This is a genomic window from Pantoea septica, assembly GCF_002095575.1.
Classification (GTDB): domain Bacteria; phylum Pseudomonadota; class Gammaproteobacteria; order Enterobacterales; family Enterobacteriaceae; genus Pantoea; species Pantoea septica.
In genome coordinates this window covers 1-26802 of sequence record NZ_MLJJ01000009.1, presented here as the reverse complement: position 1 = coordinate 26802, position 26802 = coordinate 1, and the positions used below count along the sequence as shown (strand labels likewise).

28 protein-coding genes and 1 other annotated feature are annotated in these 26802 nt (G+C 61.3%); of the genes, 19 read left to right on the top strand and 9 right to left on the bottom strand.

The window, feature by feature from the left end:
* Positions 1 to 173: 173 nt before the first annotated feature.
* Complete coding sequence (gene sbcB / locus HA46_RS06760; RefSeq protein WP_084883295.1) at positions 174 to 1598, top strand: exodeoxyribonuclease I; 1425 nt, start codon at positions 174 to 176, stop codon at positions 1596 to 1598.
* Between the two features lie 75 nt (positions 1599 to 1673).
* On the opposite strand, the gene HA46_RS06755 is transcribed toward sbcB, so the two are convergent.
* From HA46_RS06755 to ltnD, 5 genes are all read right to left on the bottom strand, one after another.
* A complete protein-coding gene (locus tag HA46_RS06755) occupies positions 1674 to 3029 on the bottom strand; it encodes a GntP family transporter (RefSeq protein WP_084883141.1) in 1356 nt (451 codons plus the stop codon).
* A 108-nt stretch (positions 3030 to 3137) separates the two neighbouring features.
* Complete coding sequence (locus tag HA46_RS06750) at positions 3138 to 3923, bottom strand: HPr family phosphocarrier protein (protein ID WP_084883137.1); 786 nt, start codon at positions 3921 to 3923, stop codon at positions 3138 to 3140.
* On the bottom strand, positions 3923 to 4549 hold the full coding sequence (gene otnC / locus HA46_RS06745) for a 3-oxo-tetronate 4-phosphate decarboxylase (RefSeq protein WP_033791504.1): 627 nt from the start codon (positions 4547 to 4549) through the stop codon (positions 3923 to 3925). The genes HA46_RS06750 and otnC overlap by 1 nt, the downstream gene beginning before the upstream one ends.
* Positions 4542 to 5810 (bottom strand): 3-oxo-tetronate kinase, encoded by a 1269-nt coding sequence (gene otnK, locus HA46_RS06740; RefSeq protein WP_084883134.1) that lies wholly within the window; start codon positions 5808 to 5810, stop codon positions 4542 to 4544. Before otnK ends, otnC begins: the two co-directional genes overlap by 8 nt.
* A complete protein-coding gene (ltnD, locus tag HA46_RS06735) occupies positions 5807 to 6712 on the bottom strand; it encodes an L-threonate dehydrogenase (RefSeq protein ID WP_033791506.1) in 906 nt (301 codons plus the stop codon). The genes otnK and ltnD overlap by 4 nt, the downstream gene beginning before the upstream one ends.
* Positions 6713 to 6973: 261 nt before the next feature.
* Between ltnD and ygbI the strand changes: the two genes are divergently transcribed.
* Positions 6974 to 7735, top strand: a complete 762-nt coding sequence (gene ygbI / locus HA46_RS06730) for a DNA-binding transcriptional repressor YgbI (RefSeq protein WP_084883131.1) — start codon at positions 6974 to 6976, stop codon at positions 7733 to 7735.
* A gap of 65 nt (positions 7736 to 7800) precedes the next feature.
* Here the strand turns inward: ygbI and HA46_RS06725 are convergent, their stop codons facing one another.
* Positions 7801 to 9156: an APC family permease gene (locus tag HA46_RS06725; protein ID WP_033750099.1), complete on the bottom strand. Its 1356-nt coding sequence runs from the start codon at positions 9154 to 9156 to the stop codon at positions 7801 to 7803.
* Positions 9157 to 9503: 347 nt separating this feature from the next.
* The gene (locus tag HA46_RS06720; RefSeq protein ID WP_033791509.1) at positions 9504 to 10919 is read right to left on the bottom strand and encodes a glutamine synthetase family protein; all 1416 of its coding nucleotides are present in this window, start codon (positions 10917 to 10919) and stop codon (positions 9504 to 9506) included.
* A gap of 209 nt (positions 10920 to 11128) precedes the next feature.
* On the opposite strand from HA46_RS06720, the gene puuD reads away from it, so the two are divergent.
* From puuD to HA46_RS06705, 3 genes are read left to right on the top strand one after another with little or no spacing between them, the layout of a single operon-like run.
* The gene (puuD, locus tag HA46_RS06715; RefSeq protein ID WP_084883128.1) at positions 11129 to 11893 is read left to right on the top strand and encodes a gamma-glutamyl-gamma-aminobutyrate hydrolase; all 765 of its coding nucleotides are present in this window, start codon (positions 11129 to 11131) and stop codon (positions 11891 to 11893) included.
* Positions 11890 to 12447, top strand: a complete 558-nt coding sequence (gene puuR, locus HA46_RS06710; protein WP_033791511.1) for an HTH-type transcriptional regulator PuuR — start codon at positions 11890 to 11892, stop codon at positions 12445 to 12447. Before puuD ends, puuR begins: the two co-directional genes overlap by 4 nt.
* 24 nt (positions 12448 to 12471) lie before the next feature.
* On the top strand, positions 12472 to 13749 hold the full coding sequence (locus HA46_RS06705) for an NAD(P)/FAD-dependent oxidoreductase (RefSeq protein WP_084883125.1): 1278 nt from the start codon (positions 12472 to 12474) through the stop codon (positions 13747 to 13749).
* Between the two features lie 7 nt (positions 13750 to 13756).
* On the opposite strand, the gene HA46_RS06700 is transcribed toward HA46_RS06705, so the two are convergent.
* Complete coding sequence (locus HA46_RS06700; protein ID WP_033791513.1) at positions 13757 to 14584, bottom strand: SDR family oxidoreductase; 828 nt, start codon at positions 14582 to 14584, stop codon at positions 13757 to 13759.
* A 147-nt stretch (positions 14585 to 14731) separates the two neighbouring features.
* Here HA46_RS06700 and hisL point away from each other — a divergent pair, with 147 nt between their 5' ends.
* From hisL to HA46_RS06635, 14 genes are all read left to right on the top strand, one after another.
* Complete coding sequence (hisL, locus tag HA46_RS20740) at positions 14732 to 14779, top strand: his operon leader peptide (protein WP_100396937.1); 48 nt, start codon at positions 14732 to 14734, stop codon at positions 14777 to 14779.
* Positions 14755 to 14875 (top strand) — a sequence feature (His leader region). (Overlaps the previous gene by 25 nt.)
* A gap of 50 nt (positions 14876 to 14925) precedes the next feature.
* On the top strand, positions 14926 to 15825 hold the full coding sequence (gene hisG, locus HA46_RS06695; RefSeq protein WP_033791514.1) for an ATP phosphoribosyltransferase: 900 nt from the start codon (positions 14926 to 14928) through the stop codon (positions 15823 to 15825).
* Positions 15826 to 15828: 3 nt separating this feature from the next.
* Positions 15829 to 17136 (top strand): histidinol dehydrogenase, encoded by a 1308-nt coding sequence (gene hisD / locus HA46_RS06690; protein WP_084883122.1) that lies wholly within the window; start codon positions 15829 to 15831, stop codon positions 17134 to 17136.
* Positions 17133 to 18209, top strand: a complete 1077-nt coding sequence (hisC, locus tag HA46_RS06685; RefSeq protein WP_033791516.1) for a histidinol-phosphate transaminase — start codon at positions 17133 to 17135, stop codon at positions 18207 to 18209. The genes hisD and hisC overlap by 4 nt, the downstream gene beginning before the upstream one ends.
* Positions 18206 to 19273, top strand: coding sequence for a bifunctional histidinol-phosphatase/imidazoleglycerol-phosphate dehydratase HisB (hisB, locus tag HA46_RS06680; protein ID WP_084883119.1), 1068 nt, complete (start codon positions 18206 to 18208; stop codon positions 19271 to 19273). Before hisC ends, hisB begins: the two co-directional genes overlap by 4 nt.
* Positions 19274 to 19864: an imidazole glycerol phosphate synthase subunit HisH gene (gene hisH / locus HA46_RS06675; protein ID WP_033791518.1), complete on the top strand. Its 591-nt coding sequence runs from the start codon at positions 19274 to 19276 to the stop codon at positions 19862 to 19864. It abuts the gene before it with no gap.
* Positions 19864 to 20601, top strand: a complete 738-nt coding sequence (gene hisA, locus HA46_RS06670; protein ID WP_084883115.1) for a 1-(5-phosphoribosyl)-5-[(5-phosphoribosylamino)methylideneamino]imidazole-4-carboxamide isomerase — start codon at positions 19864 to 19866, stop codon at positions 20599 to 20601. Before hisH ends, hisA begins: the two co-directional genes overlap by 1 nt.
* Positions 20583 to 21359, top strand: coding sequence for an imidazole glycerol phosphate synthase subunit HisF (hisF, locus tag HA46_RS06665; RefSeq protein WP_084883112.1), 777 nt, complete (start codon positions 20583 to 20585; stop codon positions 21357 to 21359). The genes hisA and hisF overlap by 19 nt, the downstream gene beginning before the upstream one ends.
* Positions 21353 to 21964 (top strand): bifunctional phosphoribosyl-AMP cyclohydrolase/phosphoribosyl-ATP diphosphatase HisIE, encoded by a 612-nt coding sequence (gene hisIE / locus HA46_RS06660; protein WP_084883109.1) that lies wholly within the window; start codon positions 21353 to 21355, stop codon positions 21962 to 21964. The genes hisF and hisIE overlap by 7 nt, the downstream gene beginning before the upstream one ends.
* Before the next feature lie 119 nt (positions 21965 to 22083).
* Entirely contained in the window at positions 22084 to 23400 is a 1317-nt protein-coding gene (locus HA46_RS06655) for a type II toxin-antitoxin system HipA family toxin (RefSeq protein WP_143807596.1), read from the top strand.
* On the top strand, positions 23397 to 23732 hold the full coding sequence (locus HA46_RS06650; protein WP_084883105.1) for a helix-turn-helix domain-containing protein: 336 nt from the start codon (positions 23397 to 23399) through the stop codon (positions 23730 to 23732). The genes HA46_RS06655 and HA46_RS06650 overlap by 4 nt, the downstream gene beginning before the upstream one ends.
* Positions 23719 to 24195, top strand: a complete 477-nt coding sequence (locus tag HA46_RS06645) for a YbaK/prolyl-tRNA synthetase associated domain-containing protein (protein ID WP_084883101.1) — start codon at positions 23719 to 23721, stop codon at positions 24193 to 24195. Before HA46_RS06650 ends, HA46_RS06645 begins: the two co-directional genes overlap by 14 nt.
* A 62-nt stretch (positions 24196 to 24257) precedes the next feature.
* Positions 24258 to 25052: an ABC transporter substrate-binding protein gene (locus HA46_RS06640; RefSeq protein ID WP_084883091.1), complete on the top strand. Its 795-nt coding sequence runs from the start codon at positions 24258 to 24260 to the stop codon at positions 25050 to 25052.
* A gap of 106 nt (positions 25053 to 25158) precedes the next feature.
* Positions 25159 to 26454 carry a succinylglutamate desuccinylase/aspartoacylase family protein gene (locus HA46_RS06635; RefSeq protein ID WP_084883088.1) on the top strand — a complete coding sequence of 432 codons (1296 nt, stop codon included), beginning with the start codon at positions 25159 to 25161 and terminating at the stop codon, positions 26452 to 26454.
* A 60-nt stretch (positions 26455 to 26514) separates the two neighbouring features.
* Here HA46_RS06635 and HA46_RS21040 read toward each other — a convergent pair.
* Positions 26515 to 26802: glycosyltransferase family 2 protein (locus HA46_RS21040; RefSeq protein WP_208857397.1), on the bottom strand; the 288-nt coding region annotated here is incomplete at its 5' end.

The window sequence follows — 26802 nt, the reverse complement described above, 5'->3', positions numbered from 1 at the left end:
CTTCATCCTCAAGGTTACGGGGAAAACAGCGGCTCGTTTTACGGCAAAAGGCATAAACAGGTTTGATTAAATTGAAAAAAAGTGTGATCGGCCTGCCTCCCGCGCAGGCGTGGTTGTGACCTGCGACGCAAGCGACTATGCTGTGCGTTGTTTTCTCAGTACAGGATATGCTCGTGCCCGCCTCTGAACGCACTTTTCTCTTTCACGATTACGAGACCTTCGGTAAGAGCCCGTCGCTGGATCGGCCGGCGCAGTTTGCCGCGCTGCGCACCGACAGCGATTTCAACCCTGTCGGCGAGCCGCAGATTTTCTACTGCCGTCCCGCGGACGACTATCTGCCGCAGCCGGAAGCGGTAATGATTACCGGCATTACGCCGCAGGTCGCGCGCGCGCGCGGCGTATCGGAAGCGGAGTTCGCCGCCCGAATCTATGCGCTCTTTACCGAAGAGCAAACCTGCGTGGTGGGCTACAACAATGTGCGCTTCGATGACGAGGTCACGCGCAACATCTTCTACCGCAACTTCTTCGATCCCTACGGCTGGAGCTGGCAAAACGGCAACTCGCGCTGGGATTTGCTCGATGTGATGCGCGCCTGCTACGCGCTGCGTCCCGACGGCATCGTCTGGCCGGAAAATGAGGACGGCTTTCCCAGCTTCAGGCTGGAGCATCTCACTAAAGCCAACGGCGTGGCGCATGAAAACGCGCACGACGCCATGTCCGACGTCTACGCCACGCTGGCGATGGCGAAGCTGGTGAAAGAGAAGCAGCCGAAGCTGTTTGAGTTCCTGTTTACGCATCGCAATAAAAATAAGCTGATGACGCTGATCGACATTCCGCAGATGAAGCCGCTGGTGCACGTCTCCGGCATGTTCGGCGCGGCGCGCGGCAATACCAGCTGGGTCGTGCCGCTGGCGTGGCATCCGGACAATCGCAACGCGCTGATCGTCGCCGATCTCGCGGGCGATATGACGCCGCTGCTGGAGATGGACGCGGATGCGCTGCGCGAGCGGCTCTACACGCGCAAAAGCGATCTGGCCGACGATGAAGCGTCGGTGCCGATTAAGCTGGTGCATATCAATAAGTGCCCGGTGCTGGCGCCCGCCAACACGCTGCGCCCGGAAGATGCGGCGCGCCTGGGTATCGATCGTGAAGCCTGCCTGGCGAATCTGGCGCTGCTGCGTCAGCATGCCGAAGTGCGTGAAAAAGTGGTCACCCTGTTCGCCGAGGCGGAGCCCTTTGCCGCGCCGGACGACGTCGACGCGCAGCTCTATGACGGCTTCTTTAGCGACGCCGATCGCGCGGGAATGAATATCCTGCGCCAGACCGCGCCCGCCAACCTGCCGGCGATGGATCTCGCCTTCCAGGATGCGCGCGTGGCGAAGCTGCTGTTCCGCTACCGCGCGCGCAACTTTCCCGGCACGCTGGATGACGCCGAGCAGCAGCGCTGGCTGCAGCACCGACGCGAAGCCTTGAACGCGGAGCGCGTGCAGGCCTTTTTGCTGGAGCTGGAGTCGCTGGCAAGCCTGCACGAAGGGGACGCAGAGAAGATGGCGCAGCTAAAGGCGCTTTATCTCTATGCGCAGGAACTGGTTTCTTAGAGAAATAACGGCGCGTTGGCGCGCACTCTTCTCCTTTTCTCCCCCGCTCTCCGGGGGAGAAACGTCATAAGCCGATTACACCAGCGCCCACACCAGCCAGGTCAGCGCAAAGCCGCTCACTCCCATCAGCGTGGTCAGCACCGTCCAGGTTTTCAGGCCGTCGCCGACCGACAGCCCCAGATAGCGCGTGACCACCCAGAAGCCCGCATCGTTGACGTGCGACAGCCCCAGTCCGCCGAAGCACGCCGCCAGCGTCACCAGCACGCGCTCCATATCGCTGGCGCCGCTCACCGCAGAGGTGAGCAGTCCGCTGGTGGTCAGGATCGCCACCGTGGCCGAGCCCTGCGAGGCGCGCAGCGCCAGCGACAGAATAAAGGCGGCAGGCACCAGCGGCAGATGCAGCGTCTCCAGCGTCAGCGCCAGCGCCTTGCCGACGCCCGACTCCACCAGCACTTTGCCGAAGGCGCCGCCCGCGCCCGCCACCAGAATCACGCTCGCCGATCCCGGAATGGCGCGGCCGGTTAACTCCTCCAGCTTGTCTTTGCTCCAGCCGCGACGCACGCCCAGCAGCCAGGCGGCGAGCGCCAGCGCAATCAGCAACGCAATCGGCGGCGTGCCGATCACCGTCATCACTTTGCCCGCCAGGCTATCCGCCGCCAGCAGCGAGTGGGAGAGCGTGCCGAGCACAATCAGCAGGATCGGCACCACTATCAGGCCGGCGATAGTGAGCGCGCCGGGCGGCGCCGGCTCGTTCTTCTTCTCCGCGCCTTCCGGCTTCGCCATTTGCAGCTGCTCCAGCACCTCTACCGACAGATGATACTGGCGGCGGTTCATCGCTTTCGCGACGTAGTAGCCGATAATGCCTACCGGCACCGAAATCGCCAGGCCGATCATCATCAGCCAGCCCATGTCGGTATGCAGAATGCCTGCCGCCGCCGCCGCGCCCGGATGGGTCGGCAGCGCCACGTGCACGGTGAGCATCACGCCCGCCATCGGCAGGCCGAACTTGAGAGGCGAGACGCGCGCCACCTTGGTGAAGCCGTAAATCAGCGGGATGACGATAATAAAACCGACCTCAAAAAACACCGGTATGCCGAGAATAAAGGCCGCCATGGTCAGCGCCGCGACGGTGCGCCGGATGCCGAGGCTTTTGCTGAAGCGCTGAGCCAGCGACTCCGCGCCCCCCGAGGCTTCAATCAGCGCGCCGAGCATCGCCCCCAGCACAATGATAATGGCGATATGGCCGAGCAGGCCGCCCATGCCGCTCATAATGGTTTCCATGATCTTTTCAGCCGGGATGCCCGTCGCGATGGCGACCAGCAGGCTGACGATCAGCAGGGCTACAAAGGGATGGACTTTGGCTTTAATGACCAGCAGCAGCAGGATAACAATGCTGGCGGTGGCAATGGCTAACAGCAGTGCGGTGGACATGGTAAACCTCAGATAGGGTTATCTTTATATGAATAATGAGTACAGTGGTGCCTGGCCCAGGTGCAGGATGAAAACCGGCGTCGCCGCGCCGGGATGTTCAGAGTCGCTTCAGGATTTTTTCGCCCAGGGCGCAAACCAGCCGAGGCCGTCCAGCGTATTGCCGCGTGGAATATATTCGCAGCCGATCCAGCCCTCATAGCCCACCTCGTCCAGCAGGTTAAACAGCCAGGGATAGTTAATTTCGCCCTCATCCGGCTCATGGCGGTCCGGCGCGGAGGCGATCTGGATATGGCGGTAGCGCCCGATATTGTCGCGGATCAGGCGGCTGAGGTTGCCGTCCACCAGCTGCGCGTGGAACAGGTCGAGCTGGGTAAAGACATTGGGGCGATCGATGCGCGCCGCCATCTCCAGCGTCTGATACTGGCTGGCATAGAGATAGTGCGGCTTGGTTACCGGATTAAGCGCCTCCAGCAGCAGGGTGATGCCGTGCGGCGCAAAGCGCTCCGAGGCATAGTGCATATTGCGCACGAAGGTGTCGACGTAGGCCGCGCGATCGGCGCCCGGCGGCACCGTGGCGGCCATGATATGCACCTGAGGCACCGCAAGCGCCAGCGCATACTCCAGCGCCCGGTCAATATCGGCGCGCGCTTCCGCCTCGCGGCCGGGAATGGCCGACACGCCCCACTCGCCCGCCGCTACGTTGCCCGGCGCGGTGTTGAACAGCACCAGTTTCAGGTTGTTCTCGTCGAGCAATTGCTTTAGCTGCGCCGCCGGATAGTCATAAGGGAACAGAAACTCGACCGCCTCGAAACCAGCCTGCGCCGCGGCGGCGAAGCGTTCGATAAAGGGCACTTCGTTAAACTGCGTTGAGAGATTTGCGGCAAACTTCGGCATTATCGACTCCTTAATTCCGCCACTTCGCTGTCGCTGAGATAGCGGATCGCGCGGTCGCCCAGGGTAAACATCAGGCGGGCGGTCTCTTCCAGCTCTTCGGTGTTGTCTGCGGCTTCGCGCAGCGATTTGCCGACCACCACCGGGCCATGGTTCGCCAGCAGGAAGGCGCGATACTGACCCGCCAGCCGCGACAAATCTTCCGCCAGGCGTTCGTCGCCGGGCTTGTAGTACGGCACCACCGGCACGTCGCCGACGCGCATCACCACGTAAGGGGTAAACGGACGGATACAGTTCTGCGCGTCCAGCCCCTCAAGGCAGGAGAGCGCCGTCAGGTAGTGGCTATGCAGGTGTACCACCGCCTTGCAGTTGGCATCTCCCGCGTAAAGCGCGCGGTGAAAGGCGATCTCTTTCGACGGCTTGTCGCCAGAGAGCCACTCGCCTGCCAGCGTCACCTTTGACAGACGATCGGCATCCAGCTCGCCGAGGCAGGAGCCGGTCGGCGTGGCCAGCAGATTGCCGTCTTCCAGCAGCAGGGAAAGATTGCCGGCCGAGCCGGTGGCATAGCCGCGGGCAAAAAAAGAGGCGCCCAGCTTCACCATCTCTTCGCGGGCCTGTTGTTCAGTCATAGGCAAACTCCGTTTGTGCGCGGCGGAAAAACGCTTCGTCGCCAAAATTGCCGGACTTCAGCGCCAGCGACAGCGGTTGATGAATATCTCTTACCCAGGGCACGCCCGGTGAAATCGTCGGGCCGATATGGAACGCGGTGACGCCAAGGCTCTGCGCCACCACGCCAGAGGTTTCGCCGCCCGCCACGATAAAGCGCTGCCAGCCACGCGCCTTGAGCTCGCGCGTCACGGCGGCGAACAGCTGCTCGACCGCCTCGCTGCTGCGCTGCGCGCCATACTGCTGCTGGATTTTTTGCAGCTGCTGCGCATCGGCGGTGGCGTAAAGCAGCGGCGCCAGCGGCTGGTCGCTATGCGCCGCTACCCAGTCGCACAGCGACTGCGCGTAGGCGTCGGCGTTCTCCAGACAGCGCGTCACCTCGACCTCATGGGAAGGCGCCTGCTGACGATAGGCGCTGACCTGCCGGTTGGTCATCTGCGAGCAGGAGCCGGAGATCACGACGGCGCGCTCGCCCTGCGGACGGCCTGCGTTTTCCGCATCGGCGCCCGCGCTGCCGGCCTCGGCCCACTGGCGCGCCAGCCCGATGGCCAGGCCTGAGCCGCCGGTCACCAGGCGCATATCGCGCAGCGCTTCGCCCTGCGTCAGCAAATGCTGCTCGTTGAGCGCGTCAAGCACCACGTAGTTAACGCCCTGCGCTTTTAATTCGTTCAGCTGCTCACGCACCGCCTGCGCGCCCCGGTCCAGCAGCGGCGCGGCGATTAGCCCCGCTTTGCCGGCTGACTGGCGCTCAATCAGGCGCAGCAGATTGCTGTCGGTCATCGGCGTCACCGGATGGTGCCGCATGCCGGAGTCGCTCAGCAGCTGCTCGCCGACGAACAGGTGTCCCTGGTAGACGGTGCGGCCGTTGACCGGCAGCGCCGGAGAGATCGCCGTCTGGGTTTCGCCCAGCGCCGCCAGCAGCGCATCGGTGACCGGGCCGATGTTGCCCTGTTCGGTGCTGTCAAAGGTGGAGCAGTATTTGAAGTAGAAGCGATCGCAACCCTGCGCCTGCAGCCAGCGCAGCGCAATCAGCGACTGCTCTACCGCCTGCTCTGCCGGACAGGAGCGCGACTTAAGGCTGATCACGATCGCCTGCGCGGTCAGCGCGTCATGCTGCTGCGGCACGCCGTTGAACTGGATCGTGGAGAGCCCGTTCTGCACCAGAAAGCTGGCGATGTCGGTGGCGCCGGTAAAGTCGTCGGCGATGATGCCTAAACGCGTCATGCTCGCTCCTTTGCCTGCGGCAGCTCGATACCGCTGAAGATCTTGATCACCGCGCTGTCGTCTTCACGGCCGTGGCCGGCGTTGCTGGCTTCGGTAAACATATTGAGCGCCGTGGAGGCGAGCGGCAGCGGGAAGCGCAGCGATTTTGCGGTATCCGCCACCAGCGTCAGATCCTTAACGAAAATATCGACGGCCGATTTCGGGCTGTAGTCGCCGTCCACGACGTGACGCATGCGGTTCTCGAACATCCAGGAGTTGCCCGCCGCGTTGGTCACCACGTCATACATGGTATCGAGCGGAATGCCGGCGCGCGCCGCCAGCGCCATCGCTTCCGCGCCGACGGCGATATGCACGCCTGCCAGCAGCTGGTGAATAATTTTAACCGTCGAGCCGAGGCCGATTTCACTGCCGACGCGGTAGACCTTAGCCGCCACCGCGTCCAGCACCGGCTGCAGGCGCTCGAACGCCGCGTCGCTGCCGGACGCCATCACCGTCATTTCGCCCGTTGCCGCTTTCGCCGCGCCGCCGGAGACCGGCGCGTCGAGCATCAGCAGCTGATGCTGCGCCAGCTGCTGTTCAATCTGCTGCGCGTCCTGCGCTGAAATGGTCGACGAGACCATCACGATGGTGCCGGGTTTCAGCTTCGCCGCCAGCCCGCTGTCGCCGAACAGGATGCTCTTCACCTGGGCGGCGTTCACCACCAGCAGCAACACCGCCTCCAGCTGGTCGGCAAAGCCGTCGGCGGAGGATTGCGCATCGCGCGCGCCCGCCTGGCGCAGCGTCTCCAGCGCGGCGGGATTAAGATCGACGCCCCAGGTATTCAGCCCGGCGCGAATACAGGACGTCGCCGCGCCCATTCCCATGGAACCTAACCCGATAACACAGACGTTTGAGAGTGGCACAGTCGGCCTCCGCTGTTAATTTAAGTGATTATTTGTTTGATGTTGTTAATTCTGGCAGGATTGCGGAGGGATAAACGTGCCTTGCGTCACATATTTTCACCAAGCAGGTTAGTTTCGAACATTTATTCACAATCAACGCATTACATTGAAATATAGGACTATTATCAAAAATAAATTCCTAAAAGGCGGCAATTTTTTTCATTCAGCCGATAAAGTAAATGCATTACAATGTGAAAAATTGATAAGCACGGAGTGCAGGGAATGATACCCATTGAACGCCATCAACAGATCCTGGCGCTGGTCGCCGAGCGCGGCGTGGTCAGCATTGCCGAACTGACGGAACGGCTCGGCGTGTCGCATATGACGATCCGTCGGGACGTGCAGAAGCTTGAGGAGCAAGGCGCGGTGCTGTCGGTCTCCGGCGGCGTGCGTTCGGCCGACCGGCTGGCTGCGGAGCCGTCGCATCAGACGAAAACGACGCTCTATAACGCCGAGAAGAACGCCATCGGCCGCTATGCCGCCCAGCATATTCCGCGCAACAGCTGTATCTATCTGGATGCGGGCACCACCACGCTGGCGCTGGCGCACGAGCTGCTGGAGCGCGACGATCTGCTGGTGGTGACGAATGACTTTATGGTGACCAACCTGCTGATGGAGGCGAGCGACTGTCGGGTGATCCACACCGGCGGCACGGTGTGTCGCGACAACCGCTCCTGCGTGGGCGAAAGCGCGGCGCGCAGCCTGCGCCATCTGGCGATCGATATCGCCTTTATCTCCGCCTCCTGCTGGGGTCCGCGCGGCCTGTTCACCCCCGACGAAGACAAGGTAACGGTGAAACAGACGGTGAGCGAGGTAAGCAGCAAGCGCGTGCTGCTGAGCGACAGCTCGAAGTACAACAAAATCGCCACTTTCCTGGCGCTGCCGCTGGCGCGTTTCGACAGCATCGTGACCGATACGCAGCTTAGCGCCGCCGCGCGCAGCGCGCTGAGCGAAGGCAGCTGGGAGCTGGTGCTGGCGGAGTAAGCGCGCCGATCGCGCATAAAAAAAGGGCGAGGCTCGCGCCTCACCCTTTTTCACCCGCCAGCGAGTTACACTTCTTCGCTGTACTGCGGCACCGGATTACGGAAGCTGCGGGTAACAAACGCGAGATAAACAATTCCCACGGCGGCCCAAATCAGGCCCAGCACCATCGAGCTCTCTTCCAGGTTAATCCACAGCGCGCCAACCGTCAGCGCGCCGAGCACCGGCAGCACCAGATAGTTGATATGGTCGCGCAGCGTGCGGTTACGCTTCTCGCGGATCCAGAACTGTGCAATCACCGAGAGGTTAACGAAGGTAAAGGCCACCAGCGCGCCGAAGTTAACCAGCGCCGTCGCGGTCACCAGGTCGAAACGGATCGCCATCAGCGCCACGGCGCCGACCAGCAGCACGTTCAGCGACGGCGTGCGCCATTTCGGATGGATATAGCCGAAGAAGCGCTCCGGGAAGACGCCGTCACGGCCCATCACGTACATCAGACGCGATACGCCGGCATGCGCCGCCATACCTGACGCCAGCACGGTCACCACCGAGAAGATCAGGATGCCGAACTGCAGCACATGGCCCGCCACGTACAGCATGATTTCCGGCTGCGACGAATCGGGATCCTTGAAGCGCGAGATATCCGGGAAATAGAGCTGCAGGAAGTAGGAGGCCACGATAAAGATCAGGCCGCCGATCAGCGCCGTCAGGAAAATCGCGCGCGGAATGGTGCGCTCCGCGTCTTTGGTCTCTTCCGACAGCGAACTGATGCCGTCAAAGCCCAGGAACGAGAAACAGAGGATAGTCGCGCCGGTAATCATCGGCACCACATGGGCGTCAGGGGACCAGAACGGCTGCGAGCTGGTGAGCGTGCCCGCGCCTTCGCCGTGCGCCACGCCGTAAATCACCATGCCGGTAATACCGATCATCACCACAACCTGCAGCACCACGATCACGCTGTTGAAGTTGGCCACGGTTTTAATGCCGCGCAGGTTGGACATCGTCATAAAGGCCACCAGCAGCACCACGAAGATCCATGACGGAATGCCCGGCACCAGCGCTTCGAAATAGTTTTTCGCCAGCAGAATATTGATCATCGGCATGAACAGGTAGTCCAGCAGCGATGACCAGCCGACCATAAAGCCGACGTGCGGACTGATCGCCTTCTGAGCGTAGGTATAAGCGGAGCCCGCAGATGGGAAGCGGCGTACCAGCTTACCGTAGCTTACGGCGGTAAACAGAATCGCAATCAGCGCAAAGGCGTAGGCGGTGGCGACGTGACCGCTGGTCAGACCCGACACGATACCGAAGGTATCAAACAGGGTCATCGGCTGCATGTAGGCAAGGCCAATCATGACGACCGGAAGCAGGGTCAGAGATTTTTTCAGGTGGGCACGCTGTGGTGCTGAGGTATCAAGCGACATGTTTCAGACCTCCCTGAGCTGCAACCTGACTGGATTGCATCACGGGAGCGAGGAAGGCGGCGTTATGAGCCTGCACGGCGCCGTAGTCATCACGGAAACGAGAGCCAGCGCGGGCTGGCTGAATGAATAACATCCCCATCTTTGTATCCTCAGTTCGTACGCTTGCGCGTTTTTTAACGTGTATCTATCCGGGCGTGCCCGGCCTCATGCGAATCGGTTAAGTACATGCAAAAAAATAACCGAGGCTCTTAAAAGCATCGGTTATATTCGGAATTTTGCAGGCCGCGTATTTTGCCCCAAAACGAAGGAAAAACACAAGACCTGCTGATAAGTATAGCGACTTTTTCTCAGGCGTTTTTGAGCATCCAGTCAATCTCCGTGGCGGTGACCAGCCGCTCGAACTGCATCATCTCGTGGCGCTTACAGCTGTGCCACACCGCGCCGAAACGCTCGCCCAGCAGTTTTTGCAGCGGAAAGCTGCTTTCGAATTCGCACAGCGCTTCGCTCTGCCGCACCGGCAGCGGGATGCCTTCCGCCTCATGGCCGTTGCCCTGAACCGGCTGCGGCAGCGGCAGCGCGGTATCCAGGCCGTGCAGGATGCCGGCCAGAATCGCCGACATCACCAGATAGGGGTTAGCGTCCGCGCCTGCGACGCGGTACTCGACGCGGTGGTTCTCCACGTCGCCGCAGGGGATGCGCAGCGCCACGGTGCGGTTGTTATGCCCCCACGACGCCCGTAGCGGCACGTAGGCGTCCGGCACGAAGCGGCGATAGGCGTTGACGTTGGGCGCCAGCAGCGCCATCGAGGCGGGCATCAGGTCGAGCATGCCTGCCAGCGCGCGTTTCAGCAGCGGCGAGTCGCTGCCGTCATCGGCGGCGAAGGCGTTATGATCGGCGGCGTCCAGCATACTGATATGCACGTGCATGCCGCTGCCCGCGTACTCTTCATAGGGTTTGGCCATAAAGGTGGCGGTCATGCCGTGGTTCTCCGCCACCTGACGGATCAGCCTTTTAAGCTGTACCGCGTGGTCGCAGGCGCTCAGCACGTCGCGGGTATGGTGCAGGTTGATCTCAAACTGGCCGGGCGAGGCTTCCGCCAGCGCGCCGTCGGCGGGAATATTCTGCTGGCGCGCCAGCGCGTCGATATCGCGCAGCACCGCGCCGAAGTGATCGAGATTATCCACCGAGTAGACCTGGCTCTGCATATTGCGCTCGCTGCTGCCGGGCGCGCACGGCGGCTGAATATAGCCCTCAGCGTCGCGGGCCTTGTCGACCAGGTAGAACTCCAGCTCTACCGCTACCACCGGAAAGAGTCCTCGATTGCGCAGCTGCTGCCACAGCCGGTTCAGGACATTGCGGGGTTCAACGTCAAAGGGAGTGCCATCTTGGTTGCACATGGTCAACAGCAGCTGAGCGATGTGTACAGGATCGGAAGCAGAGGGAACTAAGGTGCCGGGAACCGGCATGCAGAGGTTGTCAGGTTCGCCGAGAGATTGTCCGAGGCCGGCTTCTTCGACGGTGTTGCCGAGGATATCCATAGCGAAAACCGAGGCCGGGAAATAACACCCTTTTTCCAGCTTCGCCAGCGCGGCTATCGGAATGCGTTTGCCGCGAAAGACGCCATTTAAATCATTTAATAAAATATCGACATACTGCGTTTCAGGATGGCGTTCCAGCCAGTTTTTCACTTCAAGCTGGAACGCGCTGGTTCGTCTCTCTTCACTGTGACGCGTGAAGTCTTCTACTTCCACGAGGTTCGTCATATCCCACCCGCCTTCTACCGTTGATTGGTTTGCGCAATGCTCAAAATAACAGCCACCCCTCTAACATAGCGCCAACACAAAAAGTGTGCAAATGTAACAAATCTGTTTGAGAAACAAACAGCGCATTGCTAGATTGAAAAAATATTGCACGTTTTTACCCGCTGCGGGCCCGATCGGTGAATTTTTTGAACAGCGAGTCGAGGAATGAGATGGGCATTATTTTTAACAACCCTTTGATCGGCGTAGCGATGTGCCAGATTAACCACAATGGCCATCTCACGCAGTCGGTGCATAACAAATACCTGACGGCGATAACCCAGGCGGGCGGCGTGCCGCTTGCCCTGCCCCAGCAGCTCTGTGCGACGCCTCATCTGCTGGAGCAGGCGCTGGCGATGCTGGACGGCGTGATGCTCACCGGCAGCACCAGTAATATCGAGCCCTGGCACTACGGCGAAGCGGGCAGCGAGCCGCACGCCGATCCCGGCCGCGACCGGCTCGCTTTCGCCCTTATCACCTGGGCCACCAGCCGCAGGATGCCTCTTTTCGGCATCTGTCGCGGCATGCAGGAGCTTGTGGTAGCCAACGGCGGCGCGCTGTGCCGCGATCTCGAACGGCGTAAAAACGGGCTTACGCATCATGCGGAGGCGACGCGGCCGTTAAGCGAGCAGTACGCGCCGGCGCACGATATCTTTCCCGAAGCGCACGGCCTGCTCGCCTCTCTGCTGGGCGGCGACGCTATCCTGGCGGTGAATTCGCTGCATCATCAGGGTATCCGCGAAACGGGGCCACAGCTGCGCGTCGAGGCGCGCGCGCCGGACGGCCTGATTGAAGCGGTCAGCCTGCGCCACCATCCGTTCGCCCTGGCGGTGCAGTGGCATCCCGAATGGCAGCCGGAACAGAACGACGCCTCGCGCGCCCTTTTCGCAGGGTTTATCCACGCCGCACGGCACTATCACGAGGAAAAATCACCATGAACGATGCCGCTCTGGCGCCTGGACGACGCTTATCGCAAATCCGCCAGGAGTTGGGGTTGTCTCAGCGTCGCGCCGCTGAACTGTCAGGTTTAACCCATAGCGCAATCAGCACCATTGAACAGGATAAGGTGAGTCCGGCGGTCAGCACGCTGCAAAAGCTGTTGAAGGTGTACGGGCTGTCGCTGTCGGAGTTCTTCTCCGAACCCAAAAGCCATGACGCGCCGAAGGTGATCGTCAGGCCAGCCGATTTGGTGGAGATCGGCAGTCAGGGCGTGTCGCTGAAGCTGGTGGATAACGGACAGGCCAGGCGCTCGCTCGGCATGCTGCTGGAGACCTATCAGCCCGGCGCCAGCACCGGCGAAAAACTGCGCCATCCGGGCGAAGAGACCGGGACGCTGCTGGAGGGGGAGATCACCCTGGTGGTCAACGGACAAAGCTACCACCTTAACGCGGGCGAAAGCTATGTCATCGATACCGGGCTGCCGCACAGCTTCACCAATTTTTCGGCGCAGCCCTGCCGTATCGTCAGCGCCCATACGCCCGCTAATTTCTGACCTATTCGCAGGCAGGAGGTTGAGATGAAACATGTTGAAAGCTACTACGCGGCGACCGCCAACGACCATGCGCCCTGGCCGATGCTGCAGGAGAACATCCGGTGCGACGTCTGCATCATCGGCGCCGGCTTCACCGGTCTCTCCGCCGCGCTCTACCTCACCGAGGCGGGCTATGACGTGGTGGTGCTGGAGGCGGCGCGCGTCGGCTTCGGTGCCAGCGGCCGCAACGGCGGTCAGGTGGTCAACTCCTACAGCCGCGACGTGGACGTCATTGAGCAGCGCTACGGCAAAGAGAGCGCGCGCATGCTCGGCAGCATGATGTTCGAGGGGGCGGAGATCATTCGCGACCGCATCGACCGCTACGCCATCGCCTGCGACTACCGGCCCGGCAATATCTTCGCTGCCCTTAACCCGCGCCAGATGAATCACCTGCGCCGCCAGCAGCGGCTGTGGGAAAAGTATGGCAACCACGATCTGGAGCTGCTCGACGAGCGCGGCATCCGGCGTGAAATCGCCACCGAGCGCTACGTCGGTGGCCTGCTGGATCGGCGCGGCGGCCATCTGCATCCGCTCAATCTGGCGCTGGGCGAAGCCGAGGCGATCCGCCGTCACGGCGGGCGCATCTATGAACGCTCCGCCGCGACGGCGCTGACCTACGGCTCGCCGAACAGGGTGAAAACCGAACGCGGCGAGGTGAGCGCCACCTTTGTGATTTTCGCCGGCAACGCCTATCTGCCCTCGCAGCTGGAGCCGCGCCTGACGCGCAACAGCATGGCGTGCGGATCGCAGATCCTCGCCAGCGAGCCGCTGAGCCGCGACGGCGCGCTGGCGCTACTGCCGAATAATCACTGCGTCGAGGACTGCAACTATCTGCTCGACTATTTTCGCCTGACGGCGGATAACCGGCTGCTCTACGGCGGCGGGGTGGTCTACGGCGCGCGCGATCCCGGCGACATCGAGGCGCTGATCCGCCCCAAGCTGCTGCGCACCTTTCCGCAGCTGCGCGATCTCGCCTTCAGCTACCGCTGGAGCGGCAACTTCCTGCTGACGCTGTCGCGGCTGCCGCAGTTCGGCCGGCTGGAGAACAACGTCTACTTTATGCAGGGCGACAGCGGCCACGGCGTCACCTGCACGCACCTTGCCGGCAAGCTGATTTGCGAAGCGCTGCGCGGCGATGCGGAGCGCTTCGACGCCTTCGCGAAGCTGCCGCACCTGCCCTTCCCCGGCGGGCGGCGCTTCAAGGTGCCGCTGACCGCGATGGGCGCCGCCTGGTATGCGCTGCGCGACCGGCTCGGCGTCTGAGCGACGACTATTCCAGCGGCATTTTCGCCGGATCGTCGTAGCTGTACTCGAACCCCAGCTCGTTGCAGATGCGTGAGCCGTCAATCAGCTTGCCGGCGTCACCGGACGCCGAGGGCAAAAAGGTTGGCGGCGTCAGGCCCAGCTGGCGCGAGACGGCGGGATAAAAGGTCGCGCGCGACGGGTGTTTCGGCGCGCAGAGGTTATAGACGCGCCCGCCCTTCGGCGTCTGCAGCAGCAGGGTGATCGCGCTGACCACATCATCCAGATGCACCAGATTGACGCCGTGCGCGCCGTTATCCAGCCCGGTTTTTCCCGCCAGGAAGCGGCCGGGATGACGACTCGGCCCCACCAGCCCCGCCAGCCGCAGAATATCGACCTGCGTGCCGGGCAGGTCGTGCAGCCAGCTCTCCAGCGCCGTCAGGGTCTTGCCCGCCACCGTCTCCGGCTGGAGGGCGCTGTTTTCCTTCATTACGCCGCTGCCGCTGCCGTAGACCGAGGTGGAGCTGGTGAAGATAATGCGCGGCACCTGCTGCGCCAGCGCGCTGTCCACCACGTTCTGCACCGCCTGCATATAGCTTTCGCCGCCTTCCGCCGTGCGGCTGGCGGGCAAGGTCACCACCAGCGCGTCGACCGCCAGCAGCAGGGCGAGATCCTCGGCGTCGCACTCGATTTCCGGCGTCAGCCGCAGCTGCACCGCGTCGATGCCGCAGCGGCGCGCCGCCTCGACGCCGTCCAGCGTGGTTTTACTGCCGGTAACCTGCCAGCCGCGTGCCGTTAGCGCCAGACCCAGCGGCATGCCCAGCCATCCCAGACCGATAATTGCGACCTTCTTCATATTGACTCCTGCGCGTGACTCACTGCCATCCATCTTAGTGCGCCCCGCTGCCGAACCGCAAAGGTTAAAAAAGGGTTGCGCATCGCCGCTATCTTCGCTAGGTTAATCAACACGCAAATGAATACTCATTCAGCAACGGAATTTATTATGACACGCGTTCAGTTCAACCATCATCATCACCATCACCCTGACTAGTCTTTCAGGCGATGTGTGCTGGGAGACATTCAGATCTTCCAGTGGTGCGAACGCAAAGAGAACCCCCGGAAGATCGCCTTCCGGGGGTTTTTTTATGGGCTGGCGCAATACCTTTTCAGACAGGAATGAAACAGAGGACAGGACCGATGTTAGATAACAAGCGAATTCGCATAGCTATGCAGAAATCTGGCCGTTTAAGCGATGACTCACGCGAGCTGCTGGCGCGCTGCGGCATTAAAATCAATCTGCAGCAGCAGCGTCTGATCGCCTTCGCAGAGAATATGCCGATCGATATCCTGCGCGTGCGCGATGACGATATTCCCGGTCTGGTCATGGATGGCGTGGTGGATCTCGGCATTATCGGCGAGAACGTGCTGGAAGAGGAGCTGCTGACGCGCCGCGCGCAGGGCGAAGATCCGCGCTACTTTACCCTGCGCCGTCTGGACTTCGGCGGCTGTCGCCTGTCGCTGGCGATGCCGGTGGATGAAGAGTACACCGGTCCGCAGTGCCTGAATAACGCCCGCATCGCCACCTCCTATCCTCACCTGCTGAAGCAGTACCTCGACAAAAAAGGCCTTAACTTTAAACCCTGTATGCTGAACGGCTCGGTGGAAGTCGCGCCGCGCGCCGGCCTGGCCGACGCGATTTGCGACCTGGTGTCGACCGGCGCCACGCTCGAGGCCAACGGCCTGCGCGAAGTGGAAGTGATCTACCGTTCCAAAGCGGTGCTGATCCAGCGCGACGGCGAGATGGCGGCGGAGAAGCAGGAGCTGATCGACAAGCTGATGACCCGCATTCAGGGCGTCATCAAAGCGCGCGAATCGAAATACATCATGATGCACGCGCCGAGCGACCGTCTGGAAGAGGTGATTCAGCTGCTGCCCGGCGCCGAGCGTCCGACCGTACTGCCGCTGGCGGGCGATCAGAGCCGCGTGGCGATGCACATGGTCAGCAGCGAAACCCTGTTCTGGGAAACCATGGAAAAACTGAAAGCGCTGGGCGCCAGCTCGATTCTGGTGCTGCCAATTGAAAAGATGATGGAGTAAGCCATGTCCTTGATGACCCCCGTCGAATGGCAGCAGTGCAGCGAGGCGCAGCGTCAGGCGCTGCTGCAGCGTCCGGCCATCGCCGCCTCTGAGTCCATCAGCGCCACGGTGCGTGAGGTGCTGGACCAGGTAAAAAACAGCGGCGACGCGGCGCTGCGTGAGTTCAGCGCGCGCTTCGACAAGGCGCAGGTGGAGGCGCTCCGCGTCACGCCCGCCGAGATCGCCGCCGCCGGTTCGCGACTGAGCGACGACCTGAAGCAGGCGATGGCCGTTGCGGTCGCCAATATCGAAACTTTTCACAACGCGCAGCAGCTGGCGACGGTGGATGTCGAGACCCAGCCTGGGGTGCGCTGCCAGCAGATCACCCGGCCGGTGCGCTCGGTCGGCCTCTATATTCCCGGCGGCTCCGCCCCGCTCTTCTCTACCGTGCTGATGCTGGCGACCCCGGCGCGCATCGCCGGCTGCGGCCGCGTGGCGCTCTGCTCGCCGCCGCCCATCGCCGACGAGATCCTCTATGCGGCGCAGCTCTGCGGCGTCGAAGAGGTGTTTCAGGTCGGCGGCGCGCAGGCGATCGCCGCCCTCGCCTTCGGCACCGAGAGCGTGCCGAAAGTCGATAAGATCTTCGGGCCGGGCAACGCATATGTCACCGAGGCGAAACGCCAGGTGAGCCAGCGTCTCGACGGCGCGGCGATCGATATGCCCGCCGGTCCGTCGGAAGTGCTGGTGATCGCCGACGAAGGCGCGACGCCCGCCTTTGTCGCCTCCGATCTGCTGTCGCAGGCGGAGCACGGTCCCGATTCGCAGGTGATCCTGCTGACGCCGTCGCTGACGCTGGCGCAGCAGGTCGCCGAAGCGGTAGAGGCGCAGCTGCAGGCGCTGCCGCGCGCCGCGACTGCGCGCCAGGCGCTGGCGAGCAGCCGCCTGATTGTGGCGCGCGACCTGGAAGAATGCGTGGCGATCTCCAACCAGTACGGCCCGGAACACCTGATTATTCAAACGCGCCAGCCGCGCGATCTGGTAGAGGCCATCACCAGCGCAGGGTCGGTGTTTCTCGGCGACTGGTCGCCGGAATCGGCGGGCGATTACGCCTCCGGCACCAACCATGTGCTGCCGACCTACGGCTACACCGCCACCTGTTCCAGCCTCGGCCTGGCCGATTTTCAAAAGCGCATGACGGTGCAGGAGCTGACGCCGCAGGGCTTCCTCAACCTCGCCGCCACCATCGAGACCCTGGCCGCCGCCGAACAGCTGGAGGCGCATAAAAACGCCGTTACCCTGCGCGTCGCCGCGCTGAAAGAGGAGCAGGCATGAGCCGCAATATCGAAGAGCTGGCGCGCGACAACGTGCGCGCCCTGACACCCTACCAGTCCGCGCGCCGCCTCGGCGGCAACGGCGACGTCTGGCTCAACGCCAACGAATTTCCGCTGCCGGTGCCCTTTGAGCTGTCGCAGCAGACGCTGAACCGCTACCCGGAGTGCCAGCCGAAGATTGTGATTGAGCGCTACGCCGCCTACGCCGGGCTACAGCCGGAACAGGTGCTGGTGAGCCGCGGCGCCGACGAGGGCATCGAGCTGGTGATGCGCGCCTTCTGCGAGCCGGGCAAAGACGCCATTTTGTTCTGCCCGCCGACCTACGGCATGTACAGCGTCAGCGCGGAAACCATCGGCATTGAGTACCGCACCGTGCCGGCGCTTGAGAACTGGCAGCTCAATCTGCCGGCTATCGCCGAACAGCTCGACGGCGTGAAAGTGGTCTATATGTGCAGCCCCAACAACCCGACCGGCAATCTGATCGATCGGGAGGATATCCGCGCGCTGCTCGACATGACCGCCGGAAAAGCGCTGGTGGTGGCCGATGAAGCCTATATTGAATTCTGTCCGCAGGCGACGCTGAGCGGCTGGCTGAAAGATTATCCGCACCTGGTGATCCTGCGCACGCTGTCGAAGGCGTTTGCGCTCGCCGGCCTGCGCTGCGGCTTTACGCTGGCGAATAAGCCAGTGATCGATCTGCTGATGAAGGTGATCGCGCCCTATCCGCTGGCGACGCCGGTCGCCGACGTTGCCGGTCAGGCGCTGAGCGACCAGGGCATCGCGCTGATGCGTCAGCACGTCGCCGAGCTGAACGCCAGCCGCGCCTGGCTGCTGGAGCAGCTGCCGCAGCTCAGCCTGGTGCAGCAGGTTTTCCCGAGCGAGACCAACTATATCCTGGCGCGCTTCGCTGATTCGCCTGCGGTGTTTAAATCCCTGTGGGATCAGGGCATTATTCTGCGCGACCAGAACAAAAATCCGGGCCTTGCGGGATGCCTGCGCATCTCAATCGGCACGCGTACAGAGTGCGAGCGCCTGATCGCCGCGTTACAGGCTTTATCTGTGGAGAGAGCATGAGTCAGAAGACCCTTTTTATCGATCGCGACGGCACCCTTATCGCTGAGCCGCCAGAAGATTTTCAGGTGGACCGCCTGGAGAAGCTGGCGTTTGAAGCCAACGTCATCCCGGCGCTGCTGGCTCTGCAAAGCGCCGGCTATCGGCTGGTGATGATCACCAACCAGGACGGGCTGGGCACCAGCAGCTTTCCGCAGGCGGATTTCGACGGCCCCCATAGCCTGATGATGCAGGTATTCAGCTCGCAGGGGATTCATTTCGACGACGTGCTGATCTGCCCGCACAAGCCGGAAGATAACTGCGACTGCCGCAAGCCGAAGACCAAAATGGTCGAGGCCTGGCTGGCGGAAGGCGCCATCGACGTGGCGAACAGCTATGTGATCGGCGACCGGCTGACCGATATCCAGCTGGCGCAGAATATGGGCATCCAGGGCATCCGCTTCGGCCGCGAAGGCGAGGACTGGAACGCGATTCAGGCGCGCCTGACCAAACGCGATCGCCATGCGCTGGTTAACCGCAACACCAAAGAGACGCAGATTCAGGCCGAGGTGTGGCTGGACCGCGAAGGCGGCAGCAAAATCAACACCGGCGTCGGCTTCTTCGATCATATGCTGGACCAGATCGCGGTGCACGGCGGCTTCCGCATGAATATAGAGGTGAAAGGCGATCTCTATATCGACGACCACCACACCATCGAAGACACCGGGCTGGCGCTCGGCGAGGCGCTGCTGAAGGCGCTGGGCGACAAGCGCGGCATCGGCCGTTTCGGCTTCGTGCTGCCGATGGATGAGTGTCTGGCGCGCTGCGCGCTCGATATCTCCGGCCGTCCGCATCTGGAATTCAAGGCGGAGTTCAGCTATCAGCGCGTCGGCGATATGAGCACCGAGATGGTGGAGCACTTCTTCAGCTCGCTCTCCTACGCCATGATGAGCACCCTGCACCTGAAAACCAAAGGCAAGAACGATCACCATCGCGTGGAGAGCCTGTTTAAAGCCTTCGGCCGCACCCTGCGCCAGGCGATCCGCGTTGAGGGCAACACCCTGCCCAGCTCGAAAGGAGTGCTGTAAATGAACGTGGTGATCCTTGATACCGGCTGCGCCAACCTGTCGTCGGTAAAGTGGGCGGTAGAGCGCCTTGGCTATACGCCCGACGTCAGCCGCGACCCTGACGTGGTGTTGCGCGCCGACAAGCTGTTTCTGCCGGGCGTCGGCACCGCCCGGGCGGCGATGAACCAGCTGGAAGAGCGCGATCTCGTCGACCTGATCAAAGCCTGTACCCAGCCGGTGCTCGGCATCTGCCTCGGCATGCAGCTGTTAGGCAGCAGCAGCGAGGAGAACGGCGGCATCAGCACCCTCGGCATTATTGACGCCGAGTGCGGGCTGATGGACACGCGCGGCCTGCCGCTGCCGCATATGGGCTGGAACCAGATCACCGCCCAGGCGGGCAACCACCTGTTTCGCGGCATCGACGAAGAGAGCTACTTCTATTTCGTGCACAGCTACGCCATGCCGGTCAACGCCAGCACCATCGCCCAGTGCGATTACGGCCAGCCGTTCACCGCGGCGGTGCAGAAAGATAACTTCTTCGGCGTGCAGTTCCACCCGGAGCGTTCCGGCAAAGCGGGCGCGCAGCTGCTGAAAAACTTCCTGGAGATGTGATGATTATCCCCGCGTTAGATTTGATTGACGGCAAAGTGGTGCGTCTGCATCAGGGCGATTACGGCCAGCAGCGCGACTACGGCAGCGATCCGCTGCCGCGCCTGCAGGATTACGCCAGCCAGGGCGCGACGGTGCTGCACCTCGTGGACCTTACCGGCGCGAAAGATCCCGCTGCGCGACAGATCCCGCTGCTGAAAACGCTGCTTAACGGCGTCGACGCCGTGGTGCAGGTCGGCGGCGGCATTCGCACGCGCGACGACGTCAGGGCGCTGCTGGAGGCGGGCGCCAGCCGCGTCGTCGTCGGCTCTACGGCGGTAAAAGCGCCCGAGGAGGTGAAAGCGTGGTTCAACGAGTTCGGCGCCGAGGCGATCGTGCTGGCGCTGGACGTGCGCATCGACGCGGCGAACCGCAAAGAGGTCGCCATCAGCGGCTGGCAGGAAGCGGCCGGCGTCACGCTGGAAGAGGTCATCGCCTGGTTTGAGCCGGTGGGCCTGAAGCATGTGCTCTGCACCGATATTTCGCGCGACGGCACCCTGAGCGGCTCCAACGTCGCGCTCTATCAGGAAGTGACCGCGCGCTATCCCGACATAGCGTTTCAGTCCTCCGGCGGCATCGGCGGCATTGAGGATATCGCGGCGCTGCGCGGCAGCGGCGTCAAGGGCGTGATCGTCGGACGCGCCCTGCTTGAAGGTAAATTCACGGTTTCGGAGGCTATCGCATGCTGGCAAAACGCATAATTCCCTGTCTTGACGTGCGCGACGGCCAGGTCGTCAAAGGCGTCCAGTTCCGCAATCACGAGATCATCGGCGACATCGTGCCGCTGGCGCAGCGCTACGCGCAGGAAGGCGCGGACGAGCTGGTGTTCTACGATATCACCGCCTCCAGCGACGGCCGCGTGGTCGACAAAAGCTGGGTGTCGCGCGTGGCGGAAGTGATCGATATTCCCTTCTGCGTGGCGGGCGGCATCAAAAGCGAAGAGGACGCGGCGCGCATTCTCGAGTTCGGCGCCGACAAAATCTCCATCAACTCCCCTGCGCTGGCCGATCCGGAGCTGATCACCCGCCTGGCGGATCGCTTCGGCGTGCAGTGCATCGTGGTAGGCATCGATACCTGGTTCGACGAAGCCACCGGCAAATATCACGTTAACCAGTACACCGGCGACGAGGCGCGTACCCGCGTCACCCAGTGGGAAACCCTGGCCTGGGTCGAGGAGGTGCAAAAGCGCGGCGCAGGAGAGATCGTACTCAACATGATGAACCAGGATGGCGTGCGCAACGGCTACGACCTGGTGCAGCTGCAAAAAGTGCGTGAGGTGTGCAAGGTGCCGCTGATCGCCTCAGGCGGCGCGGGCACCATGCAGCACTTTCTCGACGCCTTTGAGCAGGCGAACGTCGACGGCGCGCTGGCCGCCTCGGTGTTCCATAAGCAAATTATCAATATCGGCGAGCTGAAAAGCTTCCTGAAAGAGAACGGAGTGGAGATTCGCGCGTGTTAACCACAGAGCAACTGGCCCAGCTTGACTGGGTTAAAACCGACGGCATGATGCCCGTTATCGTGCAGCACCACGTCTCCGGCGAAGTGCTGATGCACGGCTATATGAACCAGGACGCGCTGGCGAAAACCCTGAGCGACGGCAACGTCACCTTTTTTTCGCGCACTAAACAGCGTCTCTGGACCAAAGGCGAAACCTCCGGCCATTTCCTCAAGGTGGCGAGCATTACGCCGGACTGCGACAACGATACTCTGCTGGTGCTGGCGGCCCCCATCGGGCCGACCTGCCATCGCGGCACCTCAAGCTGCTTTTCGCCCGCCGCACCTGACTGGGTGTTTTTACATCAGCTGGAGCAGCTGCTGGCGTCGCGCAAAAGCGCCGATCCGGCCAGCTCCTACACCGCACAGCTCTATGCCAGCGGCACCAAGCGCATTGCGCAGAAAGTCGGCGAAGAAGGCGTCGAGACCGCGCTGGCGGCGACGGTGAACGATCGCTTTGAGCTGACCAACGAGGCTTCCGACCTGCTCTATCACCTGATGGTGCTGCTGCAGGATCAGGATCTCGACCTCAGCGCCATCATCAACAACCTGCGCGCGCGGCATAAATAGCGGTGCAATATGTTGCTCAATATCGGCTGGCAGCGCGTATATTGAGCAACATACTTCTCAAAAAATTCAAATATGGCTAGAATTGAGCAATATGCTGCTCAACTGGACATTTGCCCTTTATGCTGACAATACAGATTTTTGTTGATAGCGAGTGGCAGGATGCCGCTTTGCTGGACGTAAAGGAATCGCGCAAAGGACGCGAAAGCCTGAGCCTGCTGGCTTACGATTTTGATTACGCATTGCGCTATTTAGACCGTAACGATCTGGCTGGCTGCAGCCTCGCTTACCCTGTCATGCTGATTGGCAGCCACCGTGCACAACCCTGGTTTGGCTTTCTCGACGATATCATGCCTGCCGGGGCCAGCCGTCGATACTGGATCACCCAACTGGGCCTGCAAGGCAAGTCCACTGCCGAACAAGATTATCTTCTGTTGAAGTCAGGCACTATCGCGCCGGTCGGCAATATGCGGATTAAAGAGTCGCTACCCAGCCTTCCTGCCAGCAGCCAGTTACGCAACCTACGCTTTCCCGCAGAATGGGTAATCGAACGTGACAGTGATTTTCTGGAATATGCGCAGCAGATGGGCGCGGCCAGTGGCGGCGCAACCGGCGCGGGAGGCGAAGCGCCAAAACTGCTGATACGCAGCACCGTTGATCATCAGGTCTGGATCGATACCTGGCAAGATGATTTGCACTGTCAGGATCAGCACTATCTGGTGAAATATCCACGCGGCGCCCGCCGTGAAATCGACTGCGATATTCTTCGTGCCGAATACCATTTTTATCACGAACTCGCTTCGCTTGGCATCGAGACGATAGCGACAGAAACCATGCGGTTATGTGAAGGGCGGCATTATCCATCCCTGTGGCTGCCGCGCTTCGATGTCGCTTTTCACGATGGCAGGAAAACGCTTTATGGCATGGAATCGGTTTATTCTCTTTTGCATAAGCCACCCGGCAGCTATCTCAATCACTTCGAAGTTTTGCAGCAGCTTACCAGGCTGCTGGTGTTAAGCGAGGCGCAGCGCGCGCGTTTTGTTATTGAGTGGGTTAAACGCGATATGCTCAATATTGCGTTTGGCAACAGCGATAATCATGGGCGTAATAGCGCTATCCTGAAAAAGCCTGGCGGGATATGGCTGGCGCCTGTCTATGATTTCGCGCCGATGAAAGCCGATCCAGAAGGCGTTGTGCGTACCACACAATGGGGATCGCCTTTTGAAGAGGGAGGGCGCTATCAATGGCATTTGATCGCTGAAGCGCTGAGCGACTATGTCAACCCCGCCAGGCTTTTGCAGGCGCTGGCAGAGCTGGCCGCACAGTTGCGCGGGCTCAAAGCACGCCTTCACGCGCGTGGTGTGCCAGCGTCAATTCTTGAGATGCCCGGTATTGGCTTTAATTATCTGGATCAACGTATTGATGAGTGGCAGTTATGAAAAAGTCGCTGACGCCTTTTGAGCGCGAAAGCCTGCTGCTGGATTTGCTGCAGCAGTTTATGCAGGATGAACTTTCCCACGGCGATCTGCTGATGCGGCTGCGTAAAAATGTGCTCGGTTTCTCACAGGATCGCTATGCGGCGTTAGCGGGGATTAGCCGCAGGACGCTCTCGGATATTGAACAGAACAGCGAAAGCACTACGCTAACCACGCTTAATCGCGCGTTTCGGCCGCTCGGGCTGAAGGTCGGCGTTCTGCCGCGCCAGCCCGGCATCATGAGAGCGCTGCTCGACAGGCTTTCGCAACAGGAAGAGAATGATGACCACCCATGAAAAACTCCTTGCCCTGCTAGAACGGCATCAGGCGCGCTATCAGCTGATGAGCCATGAGCCGACCGGCAAATGCGAAGCGGTGGCGGCGATCCGCGGCACCGAGATCGGCCAGGGCGCGAAGGCGCTGGTGTGTCACGTCAAAGGCAACGGCGTCAAACAGCATGTGCTGGCGGTACTGCCGGCTGACCAGCAGGCGGATTTAGCCAGAGTGGCGGAAGCGGTCGGCGGCCGACGCGCCTCGCTCGCCAGTCCGGCTGAGGTCGATGCGCTGACCGGCTGCGTGTTCGGCGCCATTCCGCCCTTCTCGTTTCATCCCGATCTCAGGCTGGTGGTCGATCCGCTGCTGTTCGAGCGCTTTAGCGAGATCGCCTTCAACGCCGGACGGCTCGACAGGTCAGTGATCCTGAACACGGAGGATTACCGCCGTCTCTGCAATGCTAACGTAGTGAAAATAATCCAGTAATTGTCATCGTGATAGCTGGCAGGTACTCTGCTTTATTCAACATCACGATAAAAGAAGAGACTATGACCACTCCAGCTTTCTCACGTCTGCGCGCCGCGCTGATGACCGTCGTACTGGCAGGCTGCGCCTTTGGCGCGCAGGCAAAAATCGAACAGGTACGCTTCGCCGTCGATCCGACCTATCCGCCGTTTGAATCCAAAACGCCGCAGGGCAAGCTGGTCGGTTTCGATATCGACCTGGGCAACGCCCTGTGCCAGCAGATGCAGGCGAAGTGCGTCTGGGTGGAAAGCCAGTTCGACGGCATGATCCCGGCACTGAAGGCGCGTAAGTTCGACGCTATTCTCTCCGATATGGGCATCACCGAAGAGCGCCTGAAGCAGATCGACTTTACCGTGCCGCTCTATGACACCCATACGCAGCTGATTGCACGCAAAGGCTCTGGCCTGCTGCCGACCGCCGAGTCGCTGAAGGGCAAAACCGTCGGCGTAGAGCAAGGCACCGTGCAGGAGCGTTACGCGCGCGCCAAATGGCAGCCGTTCGGCGTCAACGTAATGCCTTACGGCGACCAGGCGCAGGTGGAGAGCGATCTCATCTCCGGACGGCTTGATGCGGTCTTCACCGATGCGGCGCAGGCGGCGATCGGCTTTCTGAAGCATCCGCAGGGTAAAGATTTCGAGCTGGCCGGTCCGATTGTGCAGGACCCGATTATCGGTCCGGGAACGGCGATCGGCCTGCGTAAAGGCGACAGCGAGCTGAAAAGCGCGCTGGACGGCGCCTTCGCCGAAATCAAAAAGAACGGCACCTTCGACAAGATTCAGAAGCACTATTTCGCCACCGACATTTCCATTCAGCAGTAGTCCGAGGCGACCCGAGTGGTCGCCCGCTTTGATTCGGCACTATACTTTTCTTCATTTCCTGGGCGCAGTTGCGCCCTCTTCTAAATGAAAGGACAATCAGCGCCCTATGCATCAACAACATCATCCCCTTCTCAGCGCCTCGCTGGGCACTCAGCGCGAAATCGTCAGCTTCCACTTCGGCGAAGAAAAATATAAACAGGTCTATATCCAGGCGTCGCTGCACGGCGATGAGATCCCTGGTATGGCGGTCGCCTGGTTTCTGAAGCAGAAGCTGATGGCGCTGGAGTCCGCCGGCAGGCTGCGCGCCGGCTTTACGCTGGTGCCGGTGGCCAACCCGCTGGCGCTGAGCCAGCACTGGCACGGCACCCATCTGGGACGCTTTCACAGCGAATCGGGCCAGGACTTCAACCGTCGCTTCCCGGCGCTGGGCGAGAAGCTGGCGGCAGAGCTGGCAGGATCGCTGACCCCGAACGAAGGCGACAATAAACGGCTGATCCGCGACGCTATCGATCGCCACTACCGTGATGTGATTGCCAAAACCGAACTGGAAGCGCAGCGCTTTACGTTGATGCGCATGGCAAGTCAGGCAGATTTGATGATTGATTTGCACTGTGACTGGGAAGCCCTGACTCACCTCTACACCACGCCGCACGCCTGGCCAGATATTGAGCCGCTGGCGCGCTGGCTCGGCAGTGAAGTGCAGCTGCTGGCGCAGATTTCCGGCGGCGAGCCGTTCGACGAAGCCTGCTGCGAACCCTGGCTGACGCTGGCGCAACGCTTCGGCAACCAGTATCCGATGCCGCGCGGCCTGCTGCCGGTGACGCTGGAGCTGCGCGGCGTGCGCGACGTCGATCCCGATCAGGCTGAGCAGGATGCGGAGGCGATTATCAATGCGCTATGTGAAAGCGGCTATATCGCTGGCGAAAGCCCGACGGTGTCGGCGGAAGTGGCGGCGCCGGTGATTGGCGGCGACGAGCTGGCGCTGGTGACGGCCAATGCCGAGGATATCGCCGGCATGACCGAGAGCAGCGCGGCGGCGAGCGCGCTGGAAGCGGTGGATGTGCCGGAAGAGAGCGGCGTGATTAAGCAGCGCCATACTGAAGGCGCAGGCGCGGTCTCCCCTGCCCTCAAACATCCCGCTACGCCGCTGGCTGGCTGCGAGTATATTCGCTCGCCGGTATCGGGGCTGATTCTGCATCGCAAGAAGCTGGGCGCGCATATCCGTCCGGGCGAAGTGGTGGCGGAGGTAGTGGATCCGGTGACGGACTTTGTTACGCCGCTGGTAGCGGAGTTCGGCGGCGTGCTTTATGCGCGGCACTGGACGAAGTTTGCGACGGCGGGAATGCTGGTGGTCAGGCTGGCGGGGGAAGATGAGGTCAGGAGCGGGGATTTGCTGGTGTGATAATTTTAAAGCGCCTGAATATTTTTACTCAGGCGCTTTTACGCAGCTGAAACTTAATGACTATTTGTTACCGCAACGATCATAAAGTTTTTGTGCAAGCAGCCGAACAGCTTTTAACTTCGGATGATTTTGCATCGTTAAAACCGATCGCTGAATCCGATGAACCGAATATTTACGAACAAGAGCTTTCATACCTTCATTCATCAAACGGACACGTTCATCGCTGGCATAGCTTTTCGACTTAGCATGATAAATATATGTATTTGTTAAAACGGCTAAATCGAAGCCAGCATCCGAAACGCGGAAACAGAAGTCATTTTCTTCCCCATAGCCATGCGGGAAACTCTG